Annotated in this window: 30 protein-coding genes; 18 read left to right on the top strand and 12 right to left on the bottom strand. The window is 51.9% G+C overall.

Going from position 1 to position 25,214, the window contains the following annotated elements; genetic code table 11:
• Positions 1-3: 3 nt before the first annotated feature.
• The 3 genes from IEY39_RS06675 to IEY39_RS30065 form a co-directional block, all read right to left on the bottom strand.
• Positions 4-1,023: a tetratricopeptide repeat protein gene (locus IEY39_RS06675; RefSeq protein WP_188929730.1), complete on the bottom strand. Its 1,020-nt coding sequence runs from the start codon at positions 1,021-1,023 to the stop codon at positions 4-6.
• Between the two features lie 66 nt (positions 1,024-1,089).
• Positions 1,090-1,227, bottom strand: a complete 138-nt coding sequence (locus IEY39_RS06670; RefSeq protein ID WP_188929728.1) for a hypothetical protein — start codon at positions 1,225-1,227, stop codon at positions 1,090-1,092.
• Between the two features lie 105 nt (positions 1,228-1,332).
• On the bottom strand, positions 1,333-1,467 hold the full coding sequence (locus IEY39_RS30065) for a hypothetical protein (RefSeq protein ID WP_262892846.1): 135 nt from the start codon (positions 1,465-1,467) through the stop codon (positions 1,333-1,335).
• Positions 1,468-1,648: 181 nt separating this feature from the next.
• Between IEY39_RS30065 and IEY39_RS06665 the strand changes: the two genes are divergently transcribed.
• Positions 1,649-2,110: a hypothetical protein gene (locus tag IEY39_RS06665; protein WP_188929726.1), complete on the top strand. Its 462-nt coding sequence runs from the start codon at positions 1,649-1,651 to the stop codon at positions 2,108-2,110.
• Positions 2,111-3,136: 1,026 nt separating this feature from the next.
• Here the strand turns inward: IEY39_RS06665 and IEY39_RS06660 are convergent.
• On the bottom strand, positions 3,137-3,856 hold the full coding sequence (locus IEY39_RS06660) for a LytR/AlgR family response regulator transcription factor (protein WP_188929724.1): 720 nt from the start codon (positions 3,854-3,856) through the stop codon (positions 3,137-3,139).
• Positions 3,857-3,950: 94 nt separating this feature from the next.
• Positions 3,951-4,346, bottom strand: coding sequence for an Hpt domain-containing protein (locus IEY39_RS06655; protein ID WP_188929722.1), 396 nt, complete (start codon positions 4,344-4,346; stop codon positions 3,951-3,953).
• Positions 4,347-4,487: 141 nt separating this feature from the next.
• On the opposite strand from IEY39_RS06655, the gene IEY39_RS06650 reads away from it, so the two are divergent.
• Together IEY39_RS06650 and IEY39_RS06645 are read left to right on the top strand one after the other, a co-directional pair.
• A complete protein-coding gene (locus IEY39_RS06650) occupies positions 4,488-4,931 on the top strand; it encodes a hypothetical protein (protein WP_188929720.1) in 444 nt (147 codons plus the stop codon).
• 24 nt (positions 4,932-4,955) lie between these two features.
• Positions 4,956-7,271 carry a PAS domain-containing hybrid sensor histidine kinase/response regulator gene (locus IEY39_RS06645; protein ID WP_188929718.1) on the top strand — a complete coding sequence of 772 codons (2,316 nt, stop codon included), beginning with the start codon at positions 4,956-4,958 and terminating at the stop codon, positions 7,269-7,271.
• Between the two features lie 2 nt (positions 7,272-7,273).
• On the opposite strand, the gene IEY39_RS06640 is transcribed toward IEY39_RS06645, so the two are convergent.
• The 3 genes from IEY39_RS06640 to IEY39_RS06630 are packed head-to-tail and all read right to left on the bottom strand — an operon-like array spanning position 7,274 to position 10,977.
• Entirely contained in the window at positions 7,274-7,771 is a 498-nt protein-coding gene (locus tag IEY39_RS06640) for a metallophosphoesterase family protein (RefSeq protein WP_188929716.1), read from the bottom strand.
• A 1-nt stretch (position 7,772) separates the two neighbouring features.
• Entirely contained in the window at positions 7,773-10,004 is a 2,232-nt protein-coding gene (locus tag IEY39_RS06635; RefSeq protein WP_188929713.1) for a hypothetical protein, read from the bottom strand.
• The gene (locus IEY39_RS06630) at positions 9,961-10,977 is read right to left on the bottom strand and encodes a hypothetical protein (protein ID WP_188929712.1); all 1,017 of its coding nucleotides are present in this window, start codon (positions 10,975-10,977) and stop codon (positions 9,961-9,963) included. Before IEY39_RS06630 ends, IEY39_RS06635 begins: the two co-directional genes overlap by 44 nt.
• 85 nt (positions 10,978-11,062) lie before the next feature.
• Between IEY39_RS06630 and IEY39_RS06625 the strand changes: the two genes are divergently transcribed.
• The 12 genes from IEY39_RS06625 to aroQ all read left to right on the top strand — a co-directional run bounded on the left by IEY39_RS06625 (position 11,063) and on the right by aroQ (position 18,753).
• The gene (locus IEY39_RS06625; protein ID WP_188929710.1) at positions 11,063-12,220 is read left to right on the top strand and encodes a homogentisate 1,2-dioxygenase; all 1,158 of its coding nucleotides are present in this window, start codon (positions 11,063-11,065) and stop codon (positions 12,218-12,220) included.
• A gap of 189 nt (positions 12,221-12,409) precedes the next feature.
• Positions 12,410-12,748 carry a hypothetical protein gene (locus IEY39_RS06620; RefSeq protein WP_229688799.1) on the top strand — a complete coding sequence of 113 codons (339 nt, stop codon included), beginning with the start codon at positions 12,410-12,412 and terminating at the stop codon, positions 12,746-12,748.
• A gap of 12 nt (positions 12,749-12,760) precedes the next feature.
• The gene (locus IEY39_RS06615) at positions 12,761-13,171 is read left to right on the top strand and encodes a hypothetical protein (protein ID WP_188929709.1); all 411 of its coding nucleotides are present in this window, start codon (positions 12,761-12,763) and stop codon (positions 13,169-13,171) included.
• A gap of 143 nt (positions 13,172-13,314) precedes the next feature.
• Positions 13,315-13,533, top strand: a complete 219-nt coding sequence (gene infA / locus IEY39_RS06610; protein WP_188929708.1) for a translation initiation factor IF-1 — start codon at positions 13,315-13,317, stop codon at positions 13,531-13,533.
• Positions 13,534-13,542: 9 nt separating this feature from the next.
• Complete coding sequence (gene ykgO / locus IEY39_RS06605; RefSeq protein ID WP_038084689.1) at positions 13,543-13,659, top strand: type B 50S ribosomal protein L36; 117 nt, start codon at positions 13,543-13,545, stop codon at positions 13,657-13,659.
• 116 nt (positions 13,660-13,775) lie between these two features.
• Positions 13,776-14,156: a 30S ribosomal protein S13 gene (gene rpsM, locus IEY39_RS06600; protein ID WP_188929707.1), complete on the top strand. Its 381-nt coding sequence runs from the start codon at positions 13,776-13,778 to the stop codon at positions 14,154-14,156.
• A gap of 143 nt (positions 14,157-14,299) precedes the next feature.
• Entirely contained in the window at positions 14,300-14,704 is a 405-nt protein-coding gene (gene rpsK / locus IEY39_RS06595; RefSeq protein WP_188929706.1) for a 30S ribosomal protein S11, read from the top strand.
• Between the two features lie 133 nt (positions 14,705-14,837).
• A complete protein-coding gene (rpsD, locus tag IEY39_RS06590; RefSeq protein WP_188929701.1) occupies positions 14,838-15,443 on the top strand; it encodes a 30S ribosomal protein S4 in 606 nt (201 codons plus the stop codon).
• Between the two features lie 26 nt (positions 15,444-15,469).
• Positions 15,470-16,465: a DNA-directed RNA polymerase subunit alpha gene (locus tag IEY39_RS06585; RefSeq protein WP_188929696.1), complete on the top strand. Its 996-nt coding sequence runs from the start codon at positions 15,470-15,472 to the stop codon at positions 16,463-16,465.
• Between the two features lie 136 nt (positions 16,466-16,601).
• A complete protein-coding gene (gene rplQ / locus IEY39_RS06580) occupies positions 16,602-17,120 on the top strand; it encodes a 50S ribosomal protein L17 (protein WP_188929694.1) in 519 nt (172 codons plus the stop codon).
• A gap of 86 nt (positions 17,121-17,206) precedes the next feature.
• Complete coding sequence (gene carA / locus IEY39_RS06575; RefSeq protein ID WP_188929692.1) at positions 17,207-18,337, top strand: glutamine-hydrolyzing carbamoyl-phosphate synthase small subunit; 1,131 nt, start codon at positions 17,207-17,209, stop codon at positions 18,335-18,337.
• Complete coding sequence (aroQ, locus tag IEY39_RS06570) at positions 18,334-18,753, top strand: type II 3-dehydroquinate dehydratase (RefSeq protein WP_188929683.1); 420 nt, start codon at positions 18,334-18,336, stop codon at positions 18,751-18,753. The genes carA and aroQ overlap by 4 nt, the downstream gene beginning before the upstream one ends.
• Before the next feature lie 18 nt (positions 18,754-18,771).
• Here aroQ and IEY39_RS06565 read toward each other — a convergent pair whose 3' ends face one another.
• Positions 18,772-19,446: a peptidylprolyl isomerase gene (locus IEY39_RS06565; protein WP_188929680.1), complete on the bottom strand. Its 675-nt coding sequence runs from the start codon at positions 19,444-19,446 to the stop codon at positions 18,772-18,774.
• Between the two features lie 60 nt (positions 19,447-19,506).
• Here IEY39_RS06565 and IEY39_RS06560 point away from each other — a divergent pair, with 60 nt between their 5' ends.
• Complete coding sequence (locus IEY39_RS06560) at positions 19,507-20,166, top strand: toxin-antitoxin system YwqK family antitoxin (protein WP_188929678.1); 660 nt, start codon at positions 19,507-19,509, stop codon at positions 20,164-20,166.
• On the opposite strand, the gene IEY39_RS06555 is transcribed toward IEY39_RS06560, so the two are convergent.
• The gene (locus IEY39_RS06555) at positions 20,163-20,975 is read right to left on the bottom strand and encodes an alpha/beta hydrolase (RefSeq protein ID WP_188929676.1); all 813 of its coding nucleotides are present in this window, start codon (positions 20,973-20,975) and stop codon (positions 20,163-20,165) included. The two genes, IEY39_RS06560 and IEY39_RS06555, sit on opposite strands and share 4 nt — an antisense overlap.
• 123 nt (positions 20,976-21,098) lie before the next feature.
• Here IEY39_RS06555 and IEY39_RS06550 point away from each other — a divergent pair, with 123 nt between their 5' ends.
• On the top strand, positions 21,099-21,515 hold the full coding sequence (locus IEY39_RS06550) for a retropepsin-like aspartic protease (RefSeq protein ID WP_188929674.1): 417 nt from the start codon (positions 21,099-21,101) through the stop codon (positions 21,513-21,515).
• Between the two features lie 64 nt (positions 21,516-21,579).
• On the opposite strand, the gene IEY39_RS06545 is transcribed toward IEY39_RS06550, so the two are convergent.
• The gene (locus IEY39_RS06545; protein WP_188929672.1) at positions 21,580-23,994 is read right to left on the bottom strand and encodes a M1 family metallopeptidase; all 2,415 of its coding nucleotides are present in this window, start codon (positions 23,992-23,994) and stop codon (positions 21,580-21,582) included.
• Positions 23,995-24,025: 31 nt separating this feature from the next.
• Positions 24,026-24,607, bottom strand: a complete 582-nt coding sequence (locus IEY39_RS06540) for a HupE/UreJ family protein (protein WP_188929670.1) — start codon at positions 24,605-24,607, stop codon at positions 24,026-24,028.
• Between the two features lie 87 nt (positions 24,608-24,694).
• On the opposite strand from IEY39_RS06540, the gene IEY39_RS06535 reads away from it, so the two are divergent.
• Positions 24,695-25,210, top strand: coding sequence for a DUF6702 family protein (locus IEY39_RS06535; protein ID WP_188929668.1), 516 nt, complete (start codon positions 24,695-24,697; stop codon positions 25,208-25,210).
• Positions 25,211-25,214: the final 4 nt, after the last annotated feature.

Below are 25,214 nucleotides of genomic sequence, written 5' to 3'. Positions count from 1 at the left end.
GCCTTATTGGAGTTTTTTGATGCGATCGGCCGCCTCGGTAAAATCCCTGTCGAGGGCCAGCGCCTGCCGGTAGTAAAGGATGGCCTGGTCTTTATGACCGGTGGCTTCATAGCAACGGCCGACCCAGAAATAGCCGTCGGGGTAGGTGTTGGATACTTTGATGGTCATGAAGAAGGTGCTCATGGCGCTGTCAAGCTGTTTTTGTTCGAAGAGGGCGATGCCTTTTTCGAGGTAGGCGTCGGTGAATTTCCAGTCCCGGCTGATGCAGGAATCGAATTGAACGATGGCCTTTTTGTATTGCGTGATGTTGGAATAGTAGATCCCTTTTATGAAGAGCGGGTCGAGGAGCTCGTGCGTGGAGTCCTTGCGGAGGATGCCGTCGCAGATGGACAGGGCGGCGGGGTTACGGTTCTCGGCAAAGAGGTGGGCGAGTTCGAGGCCGTAGGTGTTGACGGGCTGGAGGCCGTAAGCTTTGCTCAGCGCGAGAAGCGCCCGGGCGGTGTCGCGGTTTTTTTCCAGCAGCAGGCCTTTTTCGTACCAGGCTTCGAAGTTGCCGGTGTCTTTGCTGAGCAGGCCGTCGTAGATGTCGAGGGCTTCTTTCATTTTACCGGATTGCTCGTACAGGTCGCCGAGCATGGATGGAAAGGAGGGGTTATCCGGAAATTTTTGTTCGCAGGCCTTCAGTAGCTGGATGGCGCGGTCGGTTTGGCCGATGATGGAGAGGGTGGAAGCGTACCGGAAGCCGGTGGCCTCGTCCGGGTGGAGTTCCCAGCTGTGGCGGTAATCTTCAGCGGCCAGTTCGTGAAGGTTGTTGTGGGCGAGTAGTTCGCCGCGGCGGAAATAGAGGCCGGCTGCTTCATCGTCTTTTGCCCGGGTAAGGCTGTCGGTCAATGGAGCAAAGGGCGGTCGGTGCAGGACAACTGCCTGTTCATTATTTTTTTTATTGTCGTAACCGTTGCATGCTGTCGTGAGCAGCGCTGTGCAGCAAACCATCCAGTATAGGGCACCTACGAAATGCTTCATGCGACAAAAATAAGGAATCCTTTCGGATGGACCGGGCGGACTGGACGGACGGTGCGGGATCCGGAATTACCGGACAAGCACGGTAAAGGCGTGGGTGCCGGTTTGGCCGATGGTCTGTACAACGACGGAGCCGAGGGACAGCACCGGGAGGGGCAGATGAAGGGTGTATTGGGTTTGTCCTTTCAGGTCGGTGCGGAGGAGCATGCCGGAACCGGTGAGGTTGGCTGAAAGATCGATCGCTGTGGTTGCCAGGATAGTACAGGCCGTCGTGAATTGGTCCCGGAGGAATTCGTATATTGATAGGTGTTATTATTGTAATAGTACGATCCTGTTCATATTCAGGTAGGCGGTGCTGGTGAGCGGTCGGTCCCCGATGAAGATGGTGCTGGTGTTGGTCAGGGCCAGGGAACCGATGGTTGGGGTCATGTTGGTGGAACCGTTCATGTGCACCAGTTGGGGCTGGGACTAAGGTTAGACCATTTTTATAATTGGTTGATTGTCAGAGTAAATAAATTTAGTGTTTGTGTGTAGGGCGTTCCAACGCGGGAAATTCTTCCCATTTGGCTTTTTTCAGGAAGGCGGTTGTAGCTTTGGACCCATTTCTAATAGTTTAAACCTCATTTACATGTACACCGGACTGTTATACCTGCATAGTTTTCTTCGATGGGTGATCCTCATCCTGGCATTGGTTGCTATTTACAAGAGTTTTATCGGGATGAGGGCCGGACGGCCTTTTACGGCGGGGGATAAGAAGGTGGGTTTGTTTTTGATGATCTCGGCGCATACGACGCTGCTGGTGGGGTTGTATTTGTATTTCGCGGGTCCGTGGGGGGTTGCCGAGATCCAGAATCTGGGTTTTGGGGCGGTGATGAAGGATAGGGTAGCGCGGTTCTATGCGGTGGAGCATATTTTCGGGATGCTGGTGGCGATTGCGTTGATCACGGTCGGCCGTGGGGCGGCGAAGAAGAGTATTCCGGATGCGGCGAAGCACAGGCGCACGTTTTGGTTTTTCCTGGTGGGGCTGGTGATCATCCTGGCGACGATTCCCTGGCCTTTCCGGGCGGGGATTGCGAGGCCGTGGTTTTAATGCTATTATTTGCCGCTGACGATGTTATTTGCCGCTGACGCGGCTGGAAAGAAAAGCCGCCGCGATGTTATCGCGGCGGCAATTTTTTGATGGGTTCGTCTTCTACGTCTTTCTTAAGAAGTTGGATTTAGGGGTTCTTTAGGGGTTTGGATCTTTTTGGTTTTTCTGAGGATGCTGGCCGATAGGGTTTTTCGGATTTTCGGATTATTAGTTTTTCGGATTGGATCGTTTTCGTTTGCTGATACAAAGATGGAAAGATAAAAGGGGGATTGGAAGTTTTTTCGATGGAGGGGTGGATTTGCGCGACGAAGGAGGGGTTTACCCGACGAACGACTTTTTGGTCCTTGGTTTTGGCGGGGAAGGGGGTTTGGGGAGGGGGAAAAGGAAGCCGCCGTGACGGAGTCACGGCGGCAATTTTTTTGTCAGGGCCAACAACGATCTTTTTCAGGCTTCTAGAGGGAACTTGGATGGAATCATTTGGACGGATTTCACTTTTTCCCAGGTTACACAACCCTGGCATTCTTCTACGGTTTTCTCGGATTGGACTTCAGTCTGTTTTTCGGTTTTGGATTTAGGTTTGGCCATTTGGCTTTTCGGATACCGGATACCTGGTTCTCATCGGACAATGGATCGTAAACGGGCTTTCAAGGATCAGTTGGACAATTCTTCTAGGTTTGGATCTTCAGGGTTTTTCAGACTGATCTGGACTTTTTGGATTTTCGTGGATCTTGGATGCTTCAGTTTTTCAGGATCGTTGGATGCTTGGTTTTTTTCGGATGTCGGATGCTCGGTTTTTCAGGATCGTTGGATGTTGGTTTCTCGGATATTGAGGTGGTTCTTCTTAGCTGGATTGGATTGTTTTCGTTTGCTATGTAAAGATGTAAAACATTGTTAAAGAATGGAAACTTATTCGATGAAGGAATGGTTTTGCGCGACGGAAGCCAGTTATGCCCGACGAACGGATGCTGTTCCCATTTTGGGCGCGAATGTTCCCATTTTGGGCCCGACGAAAGGGGGGGGAGGGCGTTAGAGGATGTTGAGGCGGGCGGCTACCTCGTCTTTGTGGCCTTTACCGATAGGTATTTGATTGCCAAGTAAATAGATGGTATTGCCGCGAATGTCGTCGATCTTGTTGATGTTTACGATATACGACCGGTGCACTTTCAGGAAATTGGGGCCGATGAGCTTTTCTTCCATGTTCTTCAGCGTGCTGTAGGTAACATAATTCTTCCCGGGGGTAACGAATTTTACATAGTCGCGCATGCTTTCGAGGAAGAGGATGTCATCCTTTTTCAGCTTTATGAGTTTGTCCTCGGCTTTTATGAAGAGGAAGTCGGTGTCGGGTTGTGGCGTTACCGCGGGGATTGGAGTTGGGGCGGGGGCGGCCGCCAGGGCTTTTTGCTGGAGTTTTTCGATGGCTTCCTGAAAGCGCTTGTAGGTGAACGGTTTTTTCAGGTAGTCGTCGACATGATATTGAAAAGCGTTGAAAGCGTATTCGGTTTTGGAGGTGGTGAGAATGATCTTTGGGGAATAGGTGAGGCGGTCGAGGAGGTCGAAGCCGGTGGCGCCGGGCATTTCTACGTCGAGGAAGAGCAGGTCTACCTTCTCCCGATCGAGGAATTCCAAGGCATCCATTACATTCAGGAAATGCCCCTTAACCTCGACCAGGTCGCTCTTATCACAGAACTTGCGAAGAAAATCCGCGGCGATCTGGATATCTTCTACTATAATACAAGACAACTTCATAGCATCCGAAAAACAATCCAAACAAAACAAAAACAATCCTACCCGGATGATCCTTAATGTGGGCAGGAGGTAAGCATTATATCCATCCAACTAACTAACCGTTCGCTTCGTTAAACTTCCTTAACCTATTATATTCTTTTTCTATAATGTGTTGCGCCCGATCCTTTCGTTGGATCAGGAGGATAAAATCCAACCGCAACTCATCTGCAGTATTAACGGAACATTTATTCTCGAATTGTTGACAAAGGTCTTGAAGATCGGTAAAACCTACATAACCGAATAAAGTTTTGCATGTATGGATGCAAGTTCCCAAAACGGGAAGGTTTTTGCTGTTGTAGGCTGCTTCTACCCGATCCCAGTAGACGGGAAGATCGCGCAGGAAATCTTCGAATACGGTCTCTGCGTAGATAGTATCGCCTTCGAAGAGTTCGGCCAGGAAACCGGCATTGAGGCTTTCATCGAAAACGAAGGCAGTACGGAAATTTTGCATGGCTGCTGCAATTTTTTTTGGCGCCCGTTCGTTAAGTAATAAATATATGTACGATGTACATGTATTTCCCTATTTAACGGGAAAAACGAGACTTTATCCAGACGGGAAAATTCCCCTTTTTATTGTCCAAAATCCAGATTTATGAAAAAAATTAGACCCTTATTCCTTCTACTGATCACCGTAGGTTTTCTCACTTCTTCCTCTACTGTTTATAGTCAGTCACAATGTAATCTGCTACAGGTGAGCAATGCCTCTGCCGTAGCTCATGCTTCCGCCGCGAATTATTGGTTCGGCGTCATGGAGCTTCCCTTTCTCTTTATCTCCGTTTTCTTTGCCTTCATGACGGCCTATGCGCTGCGGGGCGGAAAATTCGGCAAGGGGATGACCTTTATGGCGTGGGGCTTTCTCGTCATGGCGGTGGGGCATCTGCACATGCAGATAGAGCACTATTACGGCATCAATATTTTCAAATCGCTGTTAGGACAGATGAGCGGCTCGATCGCCTGGTTTATAGCCCTGATCGTTACCTGGGGGTTGTCGGGCCTTGGCTTCTGGTCTATCTACAAGGCCAGCAGGGGCGCTTGATAATGCCGATCAAGACATTCTCCCATGTTAAAGCAATTATTGCAGGGCAAGCGCAAGCCCCCTAAGACCCGAAAGGAAGGCGATGAATCCGCACTATACAAGGCACTGTTTGAATTCCTCATCAGCTGCATCTCCGTACCTGCGAATGCCGAACAACTGATCCAGCTCGGATCAAAGGCAGCGGGCAGGCCTGCGGAGGAAGTGTTTCATACCTATCTCTTATTCGAAAAATATCTTACTTCTTTTGAGCTCGTGGACCAGCCGACCCGAAAATCACTTCGGGAGCGGGTTCGGCAGCGATTTCCCGTTCTGTTACAGGACGGATCGATCTTCAATATTCTTTTTGTCTCCGAAACAGAGCAGAAGAACACGCTTGCCATTCACTTCCTGCAACCTTTTCTGACGGCGGTGAAAGACAAGTTCGGCCGTGCCGGCGACGGTTATTTCGAAAGAAAGATAGCCGAGCTGACCGAGCTGGATGCCCAGCGGCGGGACCCGGAAGCCTTCCGGAAATTGCAATTCCTGAGCTTTGACGTCTTCAAATTCATTGGCAACAACTATGGCGAACCGCTGGCGGGCAAGATCTTCGAGAAGAGCTATGACTCCTTTTCCAATAAATACAAGGAGCTGGAGTTCTTCCCCTATATGATCACGCTGGTGCCGAAGGAGATCGTCGACCGAGAACACCTTGGCATCTTTACGCAGGCGCAGATAGAGCAGATATTCCTTGAAAAACTGGCGGAGTCGGAGCAACTGAATATTGCCCTCGACCAGAAGATAAAAGAGAACGAGCGGACGCAACGGCTGCTTCGCAAGAACGAGATCATGCTTAGCGGGGTGATCTCTTCGGCGCTGGACGCCATCGTCATCACCGGCGCCTATGGGCATATCATCCACTGGAACCAGGCGGCCTCCGAGATCTTTGGGTACACGGAAAAAGAGGTGAAGGGACGTACCCTGCTCGAGACCATTCTTCCCATGTCGTATGATCATACGCATTGGAACGGTTTCCAGGGGTTTCAAAGCCAGCATGTCACACCGATATTGAACCAACGGCATGAGCTTACGGCGGTGCGAAAAAGCAAGGAAGAGTTCCCGATAGAACTCACGGTGACGGGTATCGTAGACGGGGATGAATCCTATTACAGCGCCTTTATCCGGGACATTTCAAGCCGCCGCCAATGGGAACAGGAACTCGTGCAGATGAAGGAAAAGGCGGAGCAGGCGGCCAAGGCGAAATCGCAGTTTCTCAGCGTCATGAGCCATGAGCTGCGGACGCCGTTGAATGCGGTGATCGGCATCACCCACCTTTTGATGCAGAGTCAGCCCCGGGATGATCAACAGGAAGACCTGCGGACCCTTCAGTTCTCGGGAGAAAGCCTGCTGCATATCATCAACGATATTTTGGATTTCACCAAGCTTGATTCGGGGAAGATAGAGCTTTCGGCGATAGATTTCAATCTGCGGGAATTGACGCAGAGTCTTTACCAGTCCTTTAGTTTTAAGGCGCGGGAGAAGAATATCGTCTTTGATGTCGAATTCGACGAAAGGATACCTTTTTATGTCAAGGGGGATAACTTCCGGCTGTCACAGGTGTTGAACAATCTTATCAGCAATGCCATAAAATTTACGCGGGAAGGGTTTGTAAAGCTGAAGGTGGAAATGGTAGAGGACAAGGGCTCCAACTTTATTACCCGGTTCTCGGTGATCGATTCGGGCATCGGGATCCCCGAAGAGGCACAGGAAAAGATCTTCGAGCAGTTTACCCAGGCGGACAGCAATACTACCCGGCTTTATGGCGGCACCGGGCTGGGGCTTTCCATTTCGGCCAAGCTGGTGGAGCTGATGGGTAGCAACATCCTTGTCTCGAGCAACCCCGGGAAGGGCTCTAATTTTAATTTTACCCTGCCACTGCAGCTGGGGAATCATTCCGATTCGGATGCGGCGCTGCCAAAGGTGGTGACGAAGAGTAACGACAAATTCAAGAACAAGCTAATTCTGCTGGCGGAAGACAATACATTCAATGCGAATATTGCGCGCCGGTTTATCACCGGGTGGGGGGCGCAGCTGGAGGTCGTAGTGGATGGCCGGCAGGCGCTGGAATTTGTCTCCCGCCGGAAGTATGATCTCATCCTTATGGATATACAGATGCCGGTGCTGGACGGGTTTTCCTGTACGCGGAAGATCCGCAAGCATTTCAGGGACGTGCCTATTCTGGCGATAACGGCATCGCCGAAGAATGAGATCATCGCTGAGATAATGGCGTGCGGCATGAATGATTTTGTGAGCAAGCCGTTCAAGCCGAATGAGCTGCGGAGTAAGCTGCTGGATTATCTGTAGGGTCAGCCGCGGGTGCCGAGTTCGATCACTTCACAATCTTTCATATTGCTGCCGTCGATGGTAAAGCGGATCATCGTTCGGACGGTGTGCCAGCCCTGGCGGCCGGCGGCGCCGGGGTTCATGTGGAGGCAGTGCAGCTTTTCGTCATACATCACCTTTAGGATATGGGAGTGGCCGCAGATGAAGAGTTGGGGCGGATCGGCTTCCAGCGCTTTTTTGACGGCGGGGTTGTAGCGCGGCGGGTAGCCGCCGATGTGGGTCATGAAGACCTTTACTCCTTCGGATTGCCAGCGTAATTTTTCGGGATAGATGCTGCGGATATCGGCGCCGTCGATATTGCCGTAGACGCCTTTTAGCGGTTTGAAGTCACTGAGGCGGCGGGCCAGCTCTATCGTACCGAAATCTCCGGCATGCCAGATCTCGTCACATGATTCGAAATGTCTAAAGACGTTTTCGTCGAGGAAATGATGAGTGTCGGAGATCAGACCGATCCGTAACATGTTATTTGTTTTTCTGGATATACGTTCGGAAATAGCCGCATTCCTTTAGTACTTCCTTATAGTAGCTGGAGTTGGGATATTGTTTGAGGGCTTTGAAGCCGTCCCAGGCGATGAAGTCGGGACCTTTGTAATCGCCGTATTCATAACCGCGGGTCTTGAAGATGGTGTTGTTATACCAGGTGTTGCGCTGGCATTTGGAAAGCAGGTATTGACATTTGGCGCGTTGTTCGTCGGTTTGCGCGGCGTTGAGGGCAAGGGTGTAGTATTTAATAGCAGTGCTCATGCTGGTGAGCGGGGCGCGGAAGACGGAGTCGATCATTTCGGGCATGCCGTGGCCGGAGCCGAGGACTTTGCATTCGTAGAACACGCGGGCGTTGCCGAAGTGGGTGATGTTGTATTCGGCGTTGCCCAGGAGGATGGCGTTGGTGTAGACGTCAGAGTTGGCTGCTATCTTGTCTTTCAGTTCCTTTAGCTTTTGCAGGAAGGTGAGTTTGGTGTATTTGACCTTTTGGGTGGCCTCGTGGTCGCAGTCGTGGCAGTCTACGATGCGGGCATTGAAGGGGTTGCCAGGGAGGACCGTGGTTTTGGCGGAAGGAACCTGCTGCATGGCAGCCAGCGCCTCGTCGATGTGGTCGTTGAGGCAGAGTATGACGGCCTGGTATTCGAAGATGTCTTCCCTTTGGATAGCGGAAAGATGGGTACAGCGTTGTTCGTATGGGGTTTTATCGGGTTTGGAGAGAAAGGCTTTCAGCGCTTCGACGTTGTGGTTATCCGTGTAGAAGGCCGATCGGGAGGAGAAACACTCGGACTTGACCTTGTCGCCTGTGAGCAGGTAGTTGGCGGCCATCGTTCTTTTCACCGATTCCCAGGCGTCGTCGTTGCGAAAACTTTGATCCTGCTGACAGCTTTCCAGCCATTCGATATCGGGCAGTAGTTTTTGTTCCAGCGCATAGTCGATGGTGTGGGCGGCGTAGACGGTATTGAGCATGTTGAGGAGACGGAACTGGGCCTGGGGAAGGCGTTGGTGCGGGACGGTGGTCTCGGCCTTTGTAAAATAGCCGGTGGCGGTGGTATAGTGGCGGGCGAGCATGTTGAGATAGCCTGCGGCGAGTTGCCAGACCCAGGGCTTGGATGTGTTGTTTGCCGTAGCGATGCGGGTGACCAGTGCGAGCAAGGAGTTGTTTTCGCCGGCGGAGTGGTTGCCCGGCGTTTCATCCGCCCAGACGCCGCGTTGTTCGGAGGTGTTGATGGCCCTGGACAGAAGCAGATAGAGCTTTTCCGAGTGGGGATCGAGTTCATAGATGCGGGTGATGGCCCGTTGGGGATCGGAATAGAAGATGCCCAGCATTTGCCAGAGGGTTGCTTTTTCTTCGGTGTTGCGGCAGAGGGCGAGGGTACCCTGCCAGTCGGCTTCTTCCTGGGGATGGAAGCTGTAGTGAGCCACGGTGCGCAATTCGGCACAGCTTTCAAAGACGCGGCTATAATAGTAGTTGGCCTTGCTATATTGTTTTTGTTTGTAATACGCGCCGGCGGTGTAGGCGAGGCTGCGATACCATATCTTGTTGTGTGGGAATTGGGGGCTGTAGGTGTCGAAAAGGCTTATGGTCTCCCGGGGTGTGCCGTTGAAGAACTGACTGCGGAGCAGCTGGAACCAGTAGCGTTCTTGGAGGAACGGGTCGGGGGTAGTGTTGAGACTCTCTTGTAACTGCCGGTTGAGTGTGGTGGCGTTGAAATGGGGTTTGGGCTTTGTACTGTCCTGCTCCCAGGCGGGGATGATGGGGGTGAGGGCAAAGGCTTCGCATTTTTTGGCGTAAGCGAGGTAGTGGATAAAGGCAATCAACTTCGGGGTCAGCCTTGCAGCGGATAGACAGGCGGGGCGGTATTCGGGTTTGGCGAGGAACCAGGCCTTTGCGCTGTCGAGGGTGGCTTCGCTGGCCGTGTCGAGAAGATAGTCGAGCGTCTCATAGGAGAGGGTCTTGTCGAGCCAGGCGCCCCAGTCGCCGATGTTGTCGTATTTCCACCGGGTGATATGAGCTTCGTCGTGGCCGATGCCGTAATAGAACTGGTTGGAGTAGAAGAAGGGACTGTAGGCGCTGTCCACGAAGATCTCGGGGGTGAAGTTTGATGTTCCGTATTCGGGCCCCATGTCGGCGCAGGCGAGGACAATGGTCGCGGCGATGGTGCAGGCGCTAGTCAGTATGATCCAGGATTTCTTTAAAGAGGTTCTTGTCATATTGCTCGAGGTTTTGACGATCGAGGTCAAAGAAAATAAGATCGCGTATCCGGTGATTGGTGTGGCGGTTGACTTCCGAAACTATTTCCAGCAGACCGTCCCGGGAGACCGATTCGATCTTTATGACGTCGTTCTCCTGGAAATAATAGCCGCCGCGGAAGCAGGCATGCCGGGTGGAAAACCCTTGTGGACCGGTGGAGATAAAATTAGTGTCTTTTTCAAAGGAACGGGCATTCATCTTATCCAGCAGCTGGATGACCTTGCCGTCACGGATCTGAAGGCTCCAGGCGAAGATGGGCAAGGCCAGGTCTAGCATCAGTGGATAAGTACGGAGGGATGGCGTATAGCGGTGGGCTATCGACCGGTCGTAGATGGAGCTGCCGGGGCCGGCATCGATGTTGCCCATGTTGTAGAACATCAGTACGCCGTGGTCGACGGGTGGGATGCCGGTGCGATCGGGATATTTTATCTGATGAAGCCGGATGGTGCAGGAGATGATGTCGCCTGATCGTTGTTTATAGCCGCGGAGAAAGGCGAAATAATTGTCCTTTGTCTTTTCCGTCCAGTCGCAGTCGAACTGGATCTCTTTTGGGTGCGTCTGTGCGGAAGCGTTGATGCGGCGGACGAGCGCCCATATTTTATCGACGAGCGCCGGCAGCGTGGCGGGGGTGGATCTTTCAAAAACCCGGTTGCGGAAGAAGACGACCGGGATGATCGTATAACCGGCAGGGATACTGTCGAAGTGAACGGGCGCTACCGGAGCGGGAGCGGAGCTGGTGTCGGGCCAGTTAACGTCGAAATAGCGGACATATAATGTAGCTACGGAATTGTCCTTTAGGGTTGTTTGCTCTGTGCTGTCGGGGGCAAAGGTGGTCCGCCAATAGTAGAAGCTTATGAATTTTGGCCGTTGGTTACAGGCGGCGCTGCATAAGACAAGAAAGAGCCAAAACAATCGAAGAGGGGTGTTGGGCACCGGGGTAATTATTTTTCTATAAAGGTAGTGGTAAACAGCGCATGTCAGGGAGGAATTAAGTAATTTTAACCCAACGATCTGCACTATGCCGCATTATATTTCGATGGGGACGATCCCTCATAAACGTCACACCCAATTCCATCAGCCGAACGGCTCGCTTTATTCCGAGCAGCTGTTTTCCACGGAAGGTTTTTCGAATGATTATTCCCTGCTTTATCATATTTCTCCACCTACACAGATCATCGGGACAGACGAACCGTATGATGTCTTGCCGCGCATCGCGGAAGAAAAAATGCTGAAGCATCGCAGCTTCGAGGGGTTTAAGATCAAGCCGGAAGCGGATTATTTGCACAGCCGGATACCGGTGCTGGTGAACAATGATTGTCATATCGTGCTCGCTTCGCCGACCGGTAGTATGGACAATTATTTTTATAAGAATACGGATGCCGATGAAGTGATCTTTGTGCACCAGGGCAGCGGGGTGATGAAGACGATGTATGGAGAATTGAGTTTTGGGTATGGGGATTATCTCGTGGTGCCGAGGGGGACTATTTATCAACTGCGATTTGATAATGCCGACAACAGGCTTTTCATAGTTGAATCCTTTAGCCCTGTCCGGTATCCAAAGAAATATCTGAGCCCTTACGGGCAGTTGTTGGAACATTCGCCGTATTGCGAACGGGATATCCGGGGGCCGCAATCATTGGCTACCAGGGATGAGAAAGGGGATTTTCTGATCCGCACCAAGAAGAAGGGGCGGATGTATGGAATCCATTACGGGCATCATCCTTTCGATGTGATCGGGTGGGATGGGTGTTGTTATCCGTTTGCGTTTAGCATACATGATTTCGAGCCGATAACGGGGCGCGTCCATCAGCCGCCGCCGGTGCATCAGACGTTTGAGGGCCGCAACTTTGTGGTCTGTTCGTTTTGTCCGCGGCTGTTCGACTATCATCCGATGTCGATCCCTGCGCCGTATAACCACAGTAATATCGACAGCGATGAAGTGCTTTATTACGTAGACGGAGACTTCATGAGCAGGAAGAATGTCACCCGGGGGATGATCACGCTGCATCCCAGTGGTATCCCGCATGGGCCGCATCCGGGAGCCGTGCAACGGAGCATCGGGGCGAAAGAGACTAAGGAACTGGCAGTGATGGTGGATACTTTTCATCCCCTTTCGCTTACGGTGGAGGCGCTGGAGATCGAGAACCCGGGGTATACGATGAGTTGGGCGGAATGAGATGGGACAGCTTTTATGAATATTTGCGGGGGCGGTCGTTTTTATTAGTCATTCCAGGCAGGCGGCCGACCTGGTGCTTTTTCATGGAAAAATATATGCTGTAGACAGCGCCTTTTCCAAGGGTGAGGCGGTACAGCGGGCGAAGCAGTTTGCCGGTGCACATCCGGGGCTGGCCTGGATATTGGGCCGGTGCGGTTGAAGGGCGCCTTTGCCTATAAGCGGTTGCTTGGGGAGAATGGCTGGCTGCCATTGGGGACCGATTTCCCGGTGGAGGATATCAGTCCGTTCAAGACTTTTCTGGCGGCTGTTTTCCGGGTGGATGCGAAAGGGTTTCCGGCGGGCGGGTTTCAGCCGGAGAATGCCTTGACGCGGGAGGAGGCGATAAGGGGGGATGACGATCTGGGCGGCGAAGGCGGATTGTCTGGAGAAGGAGATCGGGAGTCTGGAGGCGGGGAAGCCGGGTGGATGGGGGTAATCTGCTATTGGGATTTATTGTTAAAATCCTTAATTTGGAACATAACCACATAAAAACGATGTCATATGATTGAAATGCACGAATTACGGATGGGGGATCTTCTGCTGGTGCAGTTTGATGGCACGAGCAGGGAAGGGGAGATTATAGGTTTGGACCGCGAGGAGAGGAAAACACAGGTACAGACGGATGTCCAGGATTTCTGGTATGATCCTAATGAACTGTATCCCATACCCTTAGATGAAAACCAACTGCTAAAATTCGGATTTGAGAAGCAGGACCAGCCGGGCGGTGGGGTGAAGTATCTGAAGGGGCCGTTTCGCATCCTGATCTCCGGAAAAGGGAATTTTTCCGATTTTGAGATGTGGTATCGGGAAGACCGGCGGCATATTACGCAGCCGATCGCGGTGCATCAGCTGCAGAATCACTACCATGGGATGACCAAGATCGACCTTATCAGGGCTGTAAGTGCCCATTAGATGGGTTGGATGGCGGGTGACGGGCGAAAATGGTGGTGCCGGTGACGATCTTTTGTTTTCCGGTGAAAGCCGGAAATTATATATTTATTGCTAAATTTTGACGCAGTTATAATTATTCCTATCTTTGCGCTCCCAAAAACTGTATGGCTAAACAAGCACTCATTAAACAAGATGGTATCATTCTGGAAGCCTTATCCAATGCTATGTTCAAAGTTAAGTTGGAAAATGGGCATGAGATTTTGGCAACCATCTCGGGGAAAATGAGGATGAATTACATACGGATATTGCCTGGGGACAAGGTAGGGGTTGAGATGAGCCCTTATGACCTGACGAGAGGAAGAATCATATTCAGATACAAATAATAAATTGTTATGAAAGTTCGTGCATCCATCAAAAAGCGCAGCGCCGATTGTAAGATCGTGAGAAGGAAGGGCAAGCTGTATGTAATTAACAAGAAGAACCCGCGTTTTAAGCAACGTCAGGGCTAGGCGGCCCACGGGGGCGCCGGCCGAAGGCCAATCATTAGCTGGATTTCGCCGAGGGCCTATATTCAGCAGGAGGCCAGAGGCGAAATCTCTAATTGAAAAAATTATAAATTAAGAATATGGCTCGTATTGCCGGTGTAGACTTACCAAAAAATAAAAGAGGGGAGATCGGACTTACCTATATCTTCGGTATTGGCCGTTCGACTGCTCAGTACATCCTGACCAAGGCGGGGATCGATTTCGACAAGAAAGTGCATCAGTGGAATGACGAAGAGCTGAATGCCATCCGTAATATCATTACGAATGAGTTCAAGGTGGAAGGTGCGCTTCGCTCCGAGGTACAGATGAATATCAAGCGTTTGTTGGATATCGCCTGTTATCGTGGGCTGCGTCATCGTAAGGGTCTGCCTGTTCGTGGTCAGCGTACCCGTACCAACAGCCGTACCAGGAAAGGTAAGCGTAAGACGGTTGCCGGCAAGAAGAAGGTAGCCAAGAAATAGTTGAAAGCTGCCGTTGTATTTGCCTACAGCGGCGGCTTTTATTTGCACTATTGATTTGGATCAGCGCCAGATGTCGGGTGCAGGCGGAGGGTTGATCCGGTCCCGGAAGCGGGAATATTTTAAACAACAGAAGATTACCTATCATGGCGAAAGCACAAGCAAACAGCGCAAAAGCCGCTGCTAAGAAAAGGATCGTAAAAGTAGATGTCTACGGTGATGCGCATATCACCGCCAGCTTCAACAACATCATCATCAGCCTCACCAACAAGAACGGTCAGGTTATTTCCTGGAGCAGTGCCGGGAAGATGGGTTTTAAGGGTTCGAAGAAGAACACCCCTTATGCTGCCCAGATGGCTTCATCGGATGCTGCAAAGGCGGCTGTCGACGCAGGGTTGAAAAAAGTAGATGTTTATGTAAAGGGACCGGGTTCGGGCCGGGAGAGCGCCATTCGGGCGTTGTCCAACAACGGCATCGAAGTGGTTATGATCAAGGATTGTACTCCGCTGCCGCACAACGGTTGCCGTCCGCCCAAGAAACGTAGGGTATAGTTAACCGGCTTCATGGATAGTCTTCATGGGAGCCGGGTTTATTGGATATATATTTTAAAAGCTGGGTAAGATTCAATTTTAAGATTTTTGAATAATCTTATCCGGGTAACTCAAAAATCTAACAAAGTACATCATGGCACGTTACACAGGTCCGAAGACCAGAATTTCCCGCATTTTCGGCGAGCCTATCTTAGGCAACGGTAAGTATTTGACCAAGAACAGCAACCCTCCGGGTCAGCATGGCGGAACCAAAAAGCGTAAAGCTCCCGGGGAATATGCGCTTCAGCTGAAGGAAAAGCAGAAGGCAAAGTATACCTATGGGTTGCTCGAACGCCAGTTCCGCAAGACTTTTGAAGAAGCTGTCCGGCGCAAAGGTGTTACCGGTGAAAACCTCATCAAGCTGCTGGAAGCCCGTCTGGATAACGCGGTTTTCCGCCTTGGCATTGCCCCTTCCCGTCCTGCTGCCCGTCAGTTGGTGACACATAAGCATATTACTGTCAACGGAGAAGTCGTCAATGTTCCTTCTTTCGAACTGCGTCCCGGGGATGTCATCAGTCTGAAGGAAAGCACCCGGGGAAACACGGGTATTACCAGCCAAATGCGTGGAAAGAATGCCAAATTCAACTGGTTGGATTGGTCCGAAGCCGAGTTCAAGGGGACTTTTATCGCCCTTCCCGAGCGTGAAAGCGTACCTGAGAACATTAAGGAGCAATTGATTGTTGAATTGTATTCTAAGTAACAAACTGTTAAATCGTAAATTTAAATATGGCCATTTTAAATTTCCAGAAACCAGATAAGATCATCCTTCAGAAGGCTACCGATTTCGAAGCCCAATTCGAATTTCGCCCTTTAGAGCCGGGTTATGGTGTCACCATCGGGAATGCCCTTCGCCGGGTGTTGCTCAGCTCTTTGGAAGGGTATGCGATCATTGGGGTCAAAATCGAGGGAGCCGATCATGAGTTTGCTACCCTGAAGGGCGTGACGGAAGACGTGGTGGAAATCATCCTCAACCTGAAACAAGTACGTTTCAAGAAGAAGGTTGAGCATGAAGTGGCTCAGGAAAAGATCACGTTGAGCCTGAAGAACAAGACGGAATTCACTGCCGGAACGCTTGGAGAAGCTACTCCTTCGTTCGAGGTGATGAACCCGGGCCTGCTCATCTGTACCCTGGATTCTTCTGCCAAGCTCGATATCGAGATCACCATCGGCAAGGGCCGTGGTTATGTTCCGGCAGAAGACAACAAGCCGAAAGATGCGCCGTTTGGTTATATCCCGACCGATGCTATATTCACTCCTATCAAGAACGTGAAATACTCCATCGAAAATACGCGTGTGGAGCAGCGCACGGACTTCGAGAAATTGATCATGGAAGTGTCTACGGACGGGACAATCCATCCGGAAGAGGCTGTAAAACAGGCTTCACGCATCCTGATCCAGCATCTGATGATCATCACCGACGAGAATATCACTTTCGACAATAAAGAAGAGAAGAAGGAAGACCTGGTGGATGAGCAGACGCTGCAATTGCGCAAGATACTGAAGACTCCGCTGGAAGACCTGGATCTTTCCGTTAGAGCCTTCAACTGTCTGAAAGCCGCCAAGATCAATAGCCTTAGCGAACTGGTGACCTATGAGCAGGAAGACCTGATGAAGTTCCGCAATTTCGGTCAGAAATCCCTGGCTGAGATCGAGCAGGTGCTGGGTGAGCGTGGTCTGCACTTCGGTATGGACCTCGGCAAGCTCAAGGTTGATGATGAATAAGTTTTTTGTTATGGTCGGTCGCGGGTGCTAATGATGGGCCTTCGGCCAGCTGGCCCGGGCCAGCTTTGCGGCCGGCTTTTTTTATTCATATAGCCTTACAATTCCTGACACGGTGTAAGGTTTAAATCTAATAGTCATGCGTCACGGAGACAAGATCAACAATCTCGGCCGTACGGCCTCGCATCGTAAAGCGCTGCTGAGCAACCTGGCCATCCAACTGATCGCTCATAAGAGGATCGTTACCACCCTGGCAAAGGCGAAATCACTGCGCACCTATGTGGAGCCCCTGATCACGAAGGCCAAGGACAACACCACGCACCAGCGCCGGGTAGTTTTCAGCTACCTGCAGGACAAAGAAGCCGTTACCGAGCTGTTTGGCCCGGTAGCCGAGAAGATTGGTGGCCGTCCCGGCGGTTATACCCGGATCATCAAGCTAGGCACCCGTGTTGGTGACAACGCCGAAACGGCCCTGATAGAGCTGGTGGATTTCAACGAGATCTACGGTAAGGGTAAAGGTGAGGCCAAGGAAGCGGCTGGTAAGAAGACCCGCCGGGCTGGTGGCCGGAAGAAGGCTGCTGCGCCTGCTGAAGAGGCTGCTGCTGAAGCTCCCGCGGCCAAGGAAGGCAAGAAGAAAGAAGACAAGGCTGCTGAGTAGTACTCAGGGCATTGAGGATAAATTTCACGGACCCGGCATATGCCGGGTCCGTTTTTTTTGTACTTTTGCCAAATTTTTCGCTCCACATGTCCCATACTACTTCACACATTCCTGCCGTCCTTTTGCTCGAAGACGGCACTGTTCACTATGGCCAGGCATTCGGTAAGAGAGGCACGACTTCGGGTGAGATCTGTTTCAACACCGGAATGACTGGGTACCAGGAGGTGTTTACGGACCCCAGCTATTTTGGCCAGGTGCTGATTATGAACAGCGTTCATATCGGCAATTATGGGGTAAAGGAGAGTGATGTAGAGTCGGAGAGTGTCAAGATCCGCGGGCTTATCGGTCGTAACCTGGAAGAGCAGTTCTCCCGGATGCAGGCAAAGGGTTCGCTGGATGAATACCTGAAGGCGAATAATATCGTGTGTATCGAAGGGGTAGACACCAGGAGTCTTGTGGCGCATGTCCGGGTGAAGGGCGCTATGAACTGTGTTATCTCGTCGGAGACCACCGACCTGGAGGAGCTGAAGGCAATATTGAAGAAGACCCCCAATATGGATGGACTGGAATTAGCCTCCGTGGTGAGCACAGAGAAAGCATATGAGTTGGGCGATCCCACCTCACCGGTGCGGGTGGCTGTCCTCGATTTTGGGGTGAAGAAGCATATCCTGCAGTGTATGGTTGACAGAGGGGCTTTTGTAAAGGTCTTCCCGGCTAAGACCCCGCTTTCCGTACTGAAGGAATTCCGGCCGAGCGGTTATTTTCTTTCCAACGGTCCGGGCGACCCCGCTCCCATGGATTATGCTATCCCTGTGGTAAAAGAGATACTCCGGGAAAAGAAGCCGCTTTTTGGCATCTGCCTGGGGCATCAGCTGCTGGCGCTTGCCAACGGCATTCCCACCTTTAAAATGCATCACGGCCACCGCGGGCTGAACCATCCTGTAAAGAACCTGGTTTCGGGCCGCTGTGAGATCACGACGCAGAATCACGGTTTTGGCGTGGACCCGGAAGCGGTGCGCAAGGCGACCAACATCGAGATCACCCATGTCAACCTTAATGACGAATCGATAGAAGGCATCCGGTTGAAAGACCGGCCGGCCTTTTCCGTGCAATACCACCCCGAAGCTACACCGGGCCCCCATGACAGCCGTTATCTCTTTGATGAGTTTATTCATCTGATAAAGAAGAGTCTCGTAGCAGAAAAAATCCCGGTATGACAATAACCATCATCAACGGTCCTAACCTGAACCTGCTGGGCACCCGGGAACCTGAGGTATACGGCAGCCAGACCTTTGAGCAGTATTTTGGGCAGCTGCAAAAGCAATTTCCCGAGGTGAGCTTCCAGTACTTCCAGAGCAATGTGGAGGGGGAGCTGATCAATGAATTGCAGCGGGCCGGGTTCTCTTCCGACGGTATTATTCTAAATCCCGGGGGATATACGCATACTTCCGTAGCGATCGGGGATGCCATTGCGGCTATTCCTGCGCCGGTGATAGAAGTGCATATCAGTAATGTACATGCGCGGGAAGCATTTCGTCATATCTCTCATGTTTCTGCGAAGGCGAAGGGAACCATTGCCGGCCTGGGGTTGAAGGGATACGAGTTGGCGGTACGCTATTTCCTGCCGGCTTGACGGGCCGGGCTTTGCAGGCTATAAGAATACCTGTAGCATCAGGGCGAAGCCGGTGTCCTGTTTGGGTTCGTCCATCTTCTGGATGATGTGCAGGCCGCTGGCGCTCCAGATCTTAAAAACATCTCCTTTTTTATGGACCAGGACCTCGTGCTCGATGGTGGGCAGGAGGATACCGCGGGCGATCCATCCCAGGTCGCCTTTTGTCGACGCTTCTCCCCCCATGGAATAGGTTTCCGCTAGTTGCCCGAAGGTGGCCTTGCCGCTGCGGATCTTTGTGATGATGAGGTTACCCAAGGAATCGGCGACGTGGTAGCGGAAGAGAGCAGTGTCGATAAATATCTGGCTGATATGGTAGAATTGATTGGGGGCTTTGCTGAGCAGCTGCACCAGGAACCGTTTGCCTGCGGGGCCATAAGGGCCATAGACCATTTTTTCCTTGCCATGGTAGGCCAGGCTGTCGGCGATGCCGCTGAAGGTACGGGTGCGGCTGACGATGATGGTATCGATCCTGAATTTCTTTTTGAGGATATCCCGGGTGTACAGGATGGGGTTGGGTGATTTTTCCAGTTCGGCCTTTATCTGGGGGATTGTCGTGGGGACGGATGTGGAGGGTTGAACGGTGGTAGGGGTTTTCTGGGCATGGAGATTTAGCGCAATCCCCAGCGTGAAGAGTAAGACTATGTGTATTTTCATGTCAATCAATTCGATAGGCAAATATCATAAATTGGAACGATTTTCGTTAATTTTAGAGTAATGCGACGAATCTTATTTTTTATAATCCTGGCGATGTCTTTGAGCGAGGCGTATTCGCAGTCGAAGTGGAAGAGCTATATCATCAGCCCAAAGGGTGATACCTTGAATTGTGTGGATCAGCAGGGCAAGAAACAGGGCCCCTGGGTGAACCATTTCGATGAGGTGCGGGGCGAACCGGGTTATGAGGAAGAGGGTATTTACAAGGACGACCGGAAGGAAGGAACCTGGCGGTTGTATACGCTGATGGGCGACCTCTCCGGGGTAGAGTATTATAAATGGGGGTTGAAGGATGGAGTTTGCCAGTATTTCGGCATGAACGGAAGCCTGCAGAGAGAAGAGAGCTGGCGGGCGCTGAACCCCGACAAGCTGTATGATACCATAACGGTGGAAGACGTAGAGCATCTCGATCATTATAAGACCGTTATCATCAAGAATGAAGGCGCCGCCATAAAGGATGGCGTTTGGAAATTCTACGATCCCATGACCGGGACGATCTCCCGGCAGGAAACCTATACGCTGGGAAAATTGGAGAAGCCCAGTGGGCAGCAGACAGCTGCTTCAACGGCTCCCAAGACAGTCGCCAAACCAAAGGAAGTGCTCGACTTCGAAAAGAAGATCGGCAAGAAGAAGGTTAAGGTGCAGGACGGGAGCGTGTATTAGCGGAAATATTTATTGAAGAACAAAACCTGGTAGTCGATGCTGTTGCGCCAGTAGGCGCCGTCGTGGCCGCCGGGCCGTTCGATGTAGTCGTGGTTGATCTTTTGTTCCACTAATTTTTGATGGAGGGCGCGGTTGACGGCCAGAAAGAAATCATCGATGCCGCAGTCGAAGATGATCTTTAGTTCGCCGTTGTGCAGGTCATCTACAGCGTGGATGACGGTATGGGCCTCCCAGCCGGCCTGGTGAGTATCATAGTCGCCGAGGTCTTTTTTTATCCCCCAGTTATTGGGAAAAGGGCGGAAGTCAACGCCGCCGCTGGTAGCGCCTGCTGCGCCGAAGAGGTCGCGATGGCGGATGGCCAGGTAGAGGGCACCGTGTCCACCCATGCTGAGTCCGGTGATGGCGCGGTGGGTCTTGTCGCCGAAGGTCGGGTATTGGTGGTCGATATAGGGGATCAGTTCGTGGGTAATAAAGGTCTCGTAGCGGATGGAAGGGTCGATGGGGCTGTCGAAGTACCAGCTGTCATAGCCGCCGTCGGGGCAGACGAAGAGGATGCCGTATTCCGTTGCTTCCCGGGACAGTTGGGGGGCTGTCTGTATCCATTGGGCATAGTTGCCGCTGTAGCCGTGCAGGAGGTAGACGACGGGCCAGTGGGTTCCCGGGGCAGGTTTGTTAGCGGGGGTGATGATGACGCATTTGATGTCTTTGTTCATCGCCATGCTGTGGACGAGGATGGTGTCGACGGGGCTGGCGAGGGTGCGGGTGCAGATGCAGAGGATGAGCAAGAAAAAGATGGAGGATTTTTTCATTCGGTGAATGTAGGAAATAATTATATTTGTTATAGTGCCTTTCTCGTGCCCTTGAGGCTTCCTTGCTGTACTGTAAAAAGGGTAAGTAACAATTTTGTTATTGAGTTAAAATCCTAGTTTTTTATGGGAACAGTACATGCAGAAATAGAGTTGATCAATGGAGGGGATATGGCGAATGCCAGGACCTTCAAAATCGGCGAGGAAGAGATCAGGCGTATCACGGTGACCATGCTGGTAGATACCGGAGCCTTTTTAATGTGCATCAATGAGAATATCCAGAGTTATCTGGGGCTTCCTTTCATCAGAAGCCAGGTATTTCAATTGGCTGATGGAAAATTGATGAAGTGTGACATTGTGGGACCGGTAGAGGTAAGGTTCGCCAACAGGGATACGAGATGCGATGCTTTGGTGTTACCGGGGGATAGTGAGCCTTTGCTCGGACTTATTCCCATGGAAGCGATGGATGTGTTGGTCCATCCCAACAGGCAGGAGCTGATCGTCAATCCCGCGCATCCTGAAGGCGCTGTCCTCAGATTGTAAGGATCAATTCGATTAAAAAAGCCCCGGCGCAAGCCGGGGCTTATATATTTTGGGGCGGGGGAGGCTAGAAGGCCTTCTTGTCCTTGCCCGTCAGCTGCATCGGGTTGTTGGTCTGGGGGATGGCGCGGGGGCCCAGTTGTTTTGCTTTGAAGAGCTCGAATTTGCTTTCCGTCTGAACGACCGGCCAGCTGTTGTTGCTTTCGTCGATGTCGGCGGTTTCGCGGTTGGGGTCGAGCTTGATGCTGGCCACTTCCTTATCCTTTATAAAGAGTTTGGTGAGATGGCTTTCGTTCTTGCGCCATACCTGTGCGGGGATGCGTTCGATCTCCTTTGTGCCATCCTTATACGTCCACTCGATGATGATGGGCATCACCAGGCCGCCTTTGTTGCTGAACTGCAGTTCGTAGAATTGTTTGGATTGCAGTTTTGTCTTCCCGGCATCGTCCAGGGGCTCGCTGGTGAAGTTATTCATCTCCCTGCCGTTGACAAAGGTGGACTGAACGGTATATTTTGTCGTATCGTAGGGGATCTGTCCGCGGGTGTATTTCCAATAGAAGTCATGCAGCGAGGTGTCCGCATCCGTGGGGAACACGATGTTCTTGTCCTCGCGGTTCCTTACCTTGGAGATGTCCGTCGGGAATTTGCCGTCGGGCATGGGTTTGTCAATGCTCTTCACTACCGTGCTATCGGTATGGGCGGGGACATGGCTGAAGTCGGGTGTGAGGTGCCTGACGCTGTCGAGGGAGAGGTCCACGGGTTCGATGCCATAGAACCAGCCGCGCCAGAACCAGTCGAGATTTTCGGCGCTGGCGTCATTCATTGTGCGGAACAGGTCGGCAGGCGTCGGATGTTTGAAGGCCCAGCGTCTCGCATATTCCTTAAAGGCGTAGTCGAAGAGTTCGCGGCCCATCACCGTCTCGCGAAGGATGTTAAGGGCGGTAGCGGGTTTTGTATAGGCGTTGGGGCCGAAGTTGACGATATTCTCGGAGTTGGTCATGATGGGCTCCAGCTGATCTTTCGGCAGCTTCATGTAATCCACTATGGCCCAGGCCGGACCCTTGCCGCGGACAGGGAAATGGTTGTCCCACAATTCTTCGGTGAGGTATTCCACAAAGGAGTTGAGGCCTTCGTCCATCCAGCTCCACTGGCGCTCGTCGCTGTTGATGATCATGGGGAAGAAGTTGTGGCCGACCTCATGGATGACGACACCCAGCATTCCGTATTTAGTGGCTTCACTGTATGTCCCGTCCTTTTCGGTGCGGCCGAAGTTGAAGCAGATCATCGGGTATTCCATCCCGTTGGCGGCTTCCACACTCTGCGCTACGGGGTAGGGGAAGGGAATGGTGAAATGGGAGTAGGTCTTGATGGTATGCGCGACGACCTTGGTAGAGAAGCGGCGATAGAGGGGATACGCCTCCTTGCCATAATAGCTCATACACATCACTTTCTTTCCTTCCACATAGGCGGGCATGGCGTCCATGACGAATTTCCGGGAGGAGCCCCAGGCGAAGTCGCGGACATTGTCTGCCTTGAATATCCAGGTCTTCTTTGCCTTGCTCTTCTTTACTTCGGATGCTTTTGCTTCGGCCAGGGTGACGATCTCGATGGGTTCTTTTGCCGTCTGGGCCTGCTGCCAGCGGGCGAACTGGGTGGGGGTGAGCACCTGCTGGTAGTTCTGGCATTCGCCGGTGGCGCCGATGATATGGTCAGCCGGCACGGTCATCTGCACTTTGAAATTACCGAAGGTGAGGGCAAATTCCCCGCGGCCCGTGAACTGGTTGTTCTGCCAGCCCTGGAAATCGCTGTAGACGCAAAGCCGGGGGTACCACTGGGTCATCGTGAAGAGATAGTTGCCGTCTTCGGGGAAATATTCATAACCGCCGCGGCCGCCGAGCTTGAAGCGATCGGAGATATGATAGTTCCAGTCGATCTTGAAGATGAATTTCTGGCCGGGTTTCAATACGGCCGGCAGTTCGACCCGCATCATGGTCTTGTTGATCATGTATTGGAGGGGCTTGCCCAGGGCGTCGGTGATCTTGACGATGTTGTCGCCGTAGTCGTTGGTCTGGTTGTTCTCCGACAGACGGTCGAGCAGCTGGTCGCTGGCTATTTTGGGCATGCTGCTGCCGTCCTGGTAGTTGGCGTTGTTCTTCGAGTTGTGCTGGTTCTCGTCCAGCTGCAGCCAGAGGTAGGTGAGTTCGTTGGGGGAATTGTTGAAATAGGTGATCGTCTCAGAGCCGGTGAGCCATTGTTTGTCCTCGTCGAGCGAACAGGTGATGTCGTAGTCGCAGCGTTGCTGCCAGTATTTCGGTCCCGGCGCCCCGCTGGCCGTACGGTATTCGTTCGGTGACGGGAGGATGGTACCCAGGGCTTCGAACTTATTACCGTGGTTCGAAGACGGGTTGTTTTGAATATTCTGCGCCTTCATGGTTGTGGCGGTGCAGATGATACTCAATAAAATAAGCAGTCTGTACTTCATGTGTGTATGTTTTGATAATAACTGACAATGACTAGGGCCAGCGTTCGAATGCCATTTTCAATGAGGCCAGCAGCACCAGGGCCGATGCGCCTTTTAGCCACCATAACCGGCGGAGGCGGATCAGCCGCACGAATATAAAGGAAATCACCAGGATGACGGCAACGATGACGAGCTGGGCGGCCTCGATGCCCAGGTTGAAAGCCAGCAAGGGCAGGATCAGGTTGTCCTTTCCGATGAGGCTGAGCAGGGAGTTGGCAAAGGCCAGTCCATGGATCAGGCCGAAGAAAAGGGCGAAAAAATAAATGATGGGCAACCGGGACGGGTGTTCGATCCGGTCGGGCTTTTGCATCAGGTTGTTGATGGCCGTTGCGACGATGGTCAGCGGGATGAAGAATTCAATCCAGCGGGTAGCGAAATGTACCAGACCCAGGGCGCTAAGGGCCAGGGTAACGGAATGCCCGATGGTAAAGGCCGTGACCAGGACGACTACTTTTCTCCAGTCCTTCCACTGGTAGCGAAGACAAAGGGCCGTTACGAAGAGAATGTGGTCCAGGGCTTCCGGATTAAGGATATGTTCTATACCTACGCCGAAGTAGAGTTTGAAGTCTTGCATATTTGATGTGCCGGACGAACCGGGGGGTCGTGTGCTGGAAATTGTAAAATTATTCAGACTTTTGTACTACCGAAATTTACTTGTTAAATGGCTGCATCATTATTTAAATGGTTTGGGGTGGTGATTTTTTCCCTTGTTTTTGTGGGGAAAGCGCCGGCCGGAACCCATCCCCTCTATATCAGCGTTACGGAGCTGAATCACAATCCCAAGGATAAGATACTGGAAGTCAGTTGTAAGATGTTTACCAACGACCTGGAAACAGCGCTGGAAAAGATGTCGGGGAGTCATGTCGACCTCTCTGCCGCGAAGGATAAGGCGGCTTCGGACAAACTGATCTCCGTCTATGTGGAGAAGCATCTTCGCCTGAAACTGGACGGGAAACCGGTGCAGCTGCAATTTGTCGGCAGTGAGAAAGAGAATGACGGAACCTGGAGCTATTTCCAGGTGAACGGTGTTGCGGCGGTGAAACGCATCGATGCGGTGAATGAATTGCTATATGACAGCTTCAACCAACAGATCAATATCATGCATGTGACCGTCGGAGGCCAGCGGAAGAGTACGCGGCTGGACTGCCCCGATGCCAATGCTTCCTTCGAGTTTTAAGCGA

Source organism: Puia dinghuensis (assembly GCF_014642875.1).
Taxonomy (GTDB): Bacteria; Bacteroidota; Bacteroidia; order Chitinophagales; family Chitinophagaceae; genus Puia; species Puia dinghuensis.
The sequence above is the reverse complement of the archived record's forward strand: the minus strand, read 5'-3'. Positions and strand labels throughout refer to the sequence as shown.

Bases quoted from the DNA above. Each gene is read 5' to 3' on its own strand.
- IEY39_RS06660 (WP_188929724.1), bottom strand. From the start codon at position 3,856: ATGAAGTTGTCTTGTATTATAGTAGAAGATATCCAGATCGCCGCGGAT.
- IEY39_RS06535 (WP_188929668.1), top strand. From the start codon at position 24,695: ATGGCTGCATCATTATTTAAATGGTTTGGGGTGGTGATTTTTTCCCTT.
- rplQ (WP_188929694.1), top strand. From the start codon at position 16,602: ATGCGTCACGGAGACAAGATCAACAATCTCGGCCGTACGGCCTCGCAT.
- IEY39_RS06540 (WP_188929670.1), bottom strand. From the start codon at position 24,607: ATGCAAGACTTCAAACTCTACTTCGGCGTAGGTATAGAACATATCCTT.
- IEY39_RS06655 (WP_188929722.1), bottom strand. From the start codon at position 4,346: ATGCAAAATTTCCGTACTGCCTTCGTTTTCGATGAAAGCCTCAATGCC.
- carA (WP_188929692.1), top strand. From the start codon at position 17,207: ATGTCCCATACTACTTCACACATTCCTGCCGTCCTTTTGCTCGAAGAC.
- ykgO (WP_038084689.1), top strand. From the start codon at position 13,543: ATGAAAGTTCGTGCATCCATCAAAAAGCGCAGCGCCGATTGTAAGATC.
- IEY39_RS06650 (WP_188929720.1), top strand. From the start codon at position 4,488: ATGAAAAAAATTAGACCCTTATTCCTTCTACTGATCACCGTAGGTTTT.
- IEY39_RS06675 (WP_188929730.1), bottom strand. From the start codon at position 1,023: ATGAAGCATTTCGTAGGTGCCCTATACTGGATGGTTTGCTGCACAGCG.
- rpsD (WP_188929701.1), top strand. From the start codon at position 14,838: ATGGCACGTTACACAGGTCCGAAGACCAGAATTTCCCGCATTTTCGGC.
- IEY39_RS06640 (WP_188929716.1), bottom strand. From the start codon at position 7,771: ATGTTACGGATCGGTCTGATCTCCGACACTCATCATTTCCTCGACGAA.
- IEY39_RS06550 (WP_188929674.1), top strand. From the start codon at position 21,099: ATGGGAACAGTACATGCAGAAATAGAGTTGATCAATGGAGGGGATATG.
- aroQ (WP_188929683.1), top strand. From the start codon at position 18,334: ATGACAATAACCATCATCAACGGTCCTAACCTGAACCTGCTGGGCACC.
- IEY39_RS06670 (WP_188929728.1), bottom strand. From the start codon at position 1,227: ATGCTCCTCCGCACCGACCTGAAAGGACAAACCCAATACACCCTTCAT.
- IEY39_RS06545 (WP_188929672.1), bottom strand. From the start codon at position 23,994: ATGAAGTACAGACTGCTTATTTTATTGAGTATCATCTGCACCGCCACA.
- rpsK (WP_188929706.1), top strand. From the start codon at position 14,300: ATGGCGAAAGCACAAGCAAACAGCGCAAAAGCCGCTGCTAAGAAAAGG.
- IEY39_RS06645 (WP_188929718.1), top strand. From the start codon at position 4,956: ATGTTAAAGCAATTATTGCAGGGCAAGCGCAAGCCCCCTAAGACCCGA.
- IEY39_RS06565 (WP_188929680.1), bottom strand. From the start codon at position 19,446: ATGAAAATACACATAGTCTTACTCTTCACGCTGGGGATTGCGCTAAAT.
- IEY39_RS06615 (WP_188929709.1), top strand. From the start codon at position 12,761: ATGATTGAAATGCACGAATTACGGATGGGGGATCTTCTGCTGGTGCAG.
- IEY39_RS06665 (WP_188929726.1), top strand. From the start codon at position 1,649: ATGTACACCGGACTGTTATACCTGCATAGTTTTCTTCGATGGGTGATC.
- IEY39_RS06560 (WP_188929678.1), top strand. From the start codon at position 19,507: ATGCGACGAATCTTATTTTTTATAATCCTGGCGATGTCTTTGAGCGAG.
- rpsM (WP_188929707.1), top strand. From the start codon at position 13,776: ATGGCTCGTATTGCCGGTGTAGACTTACCAAAAAATAAAAGAGGGGAG.
- IEY39_RS06635 (WP_188929713.1), bottom strand. From the start codon at position 10,004: ATGACAAGAACCTCTTTAAAGAAATCCTGGATCATACTGACTAGCGCC.
- IEY39_RS30065 (WP_262892846.1), bottom strand. From the start codon at position 1,467: ATGAACGGTTCCACCAACATGACCCCAACCATCGGTTCCCTGGCCCTG.
- IEY39_RS06625 (WP_188929710.1), top strand. From the start codon at position 11,063: ATGCCGCATTATATTTCGATGGGGACGATCCCTCATAAACGTCACACC.
- IEY39_RS06585 (WP_188929696.1), top strand. From the start codon at position 15,470: ATGGCCATTTTAAATTTCCAGAAACCAGATAAGATCATCCTTCAGAAG.
- IEY39_RS06555 (WP_188929676.1), bottom strand. From the start codon at position 20,975: ATGAAAAAATCCTCCATCTTTTTCTTGCTCATCCTCTGCATCTGCACC.
- infA (WP_188929708.1), top strand. From the start codon at position 13,315: ATGGCTAAACAAGCACTCATTAAACAAGATGGTATCATTCTGGAAGCC.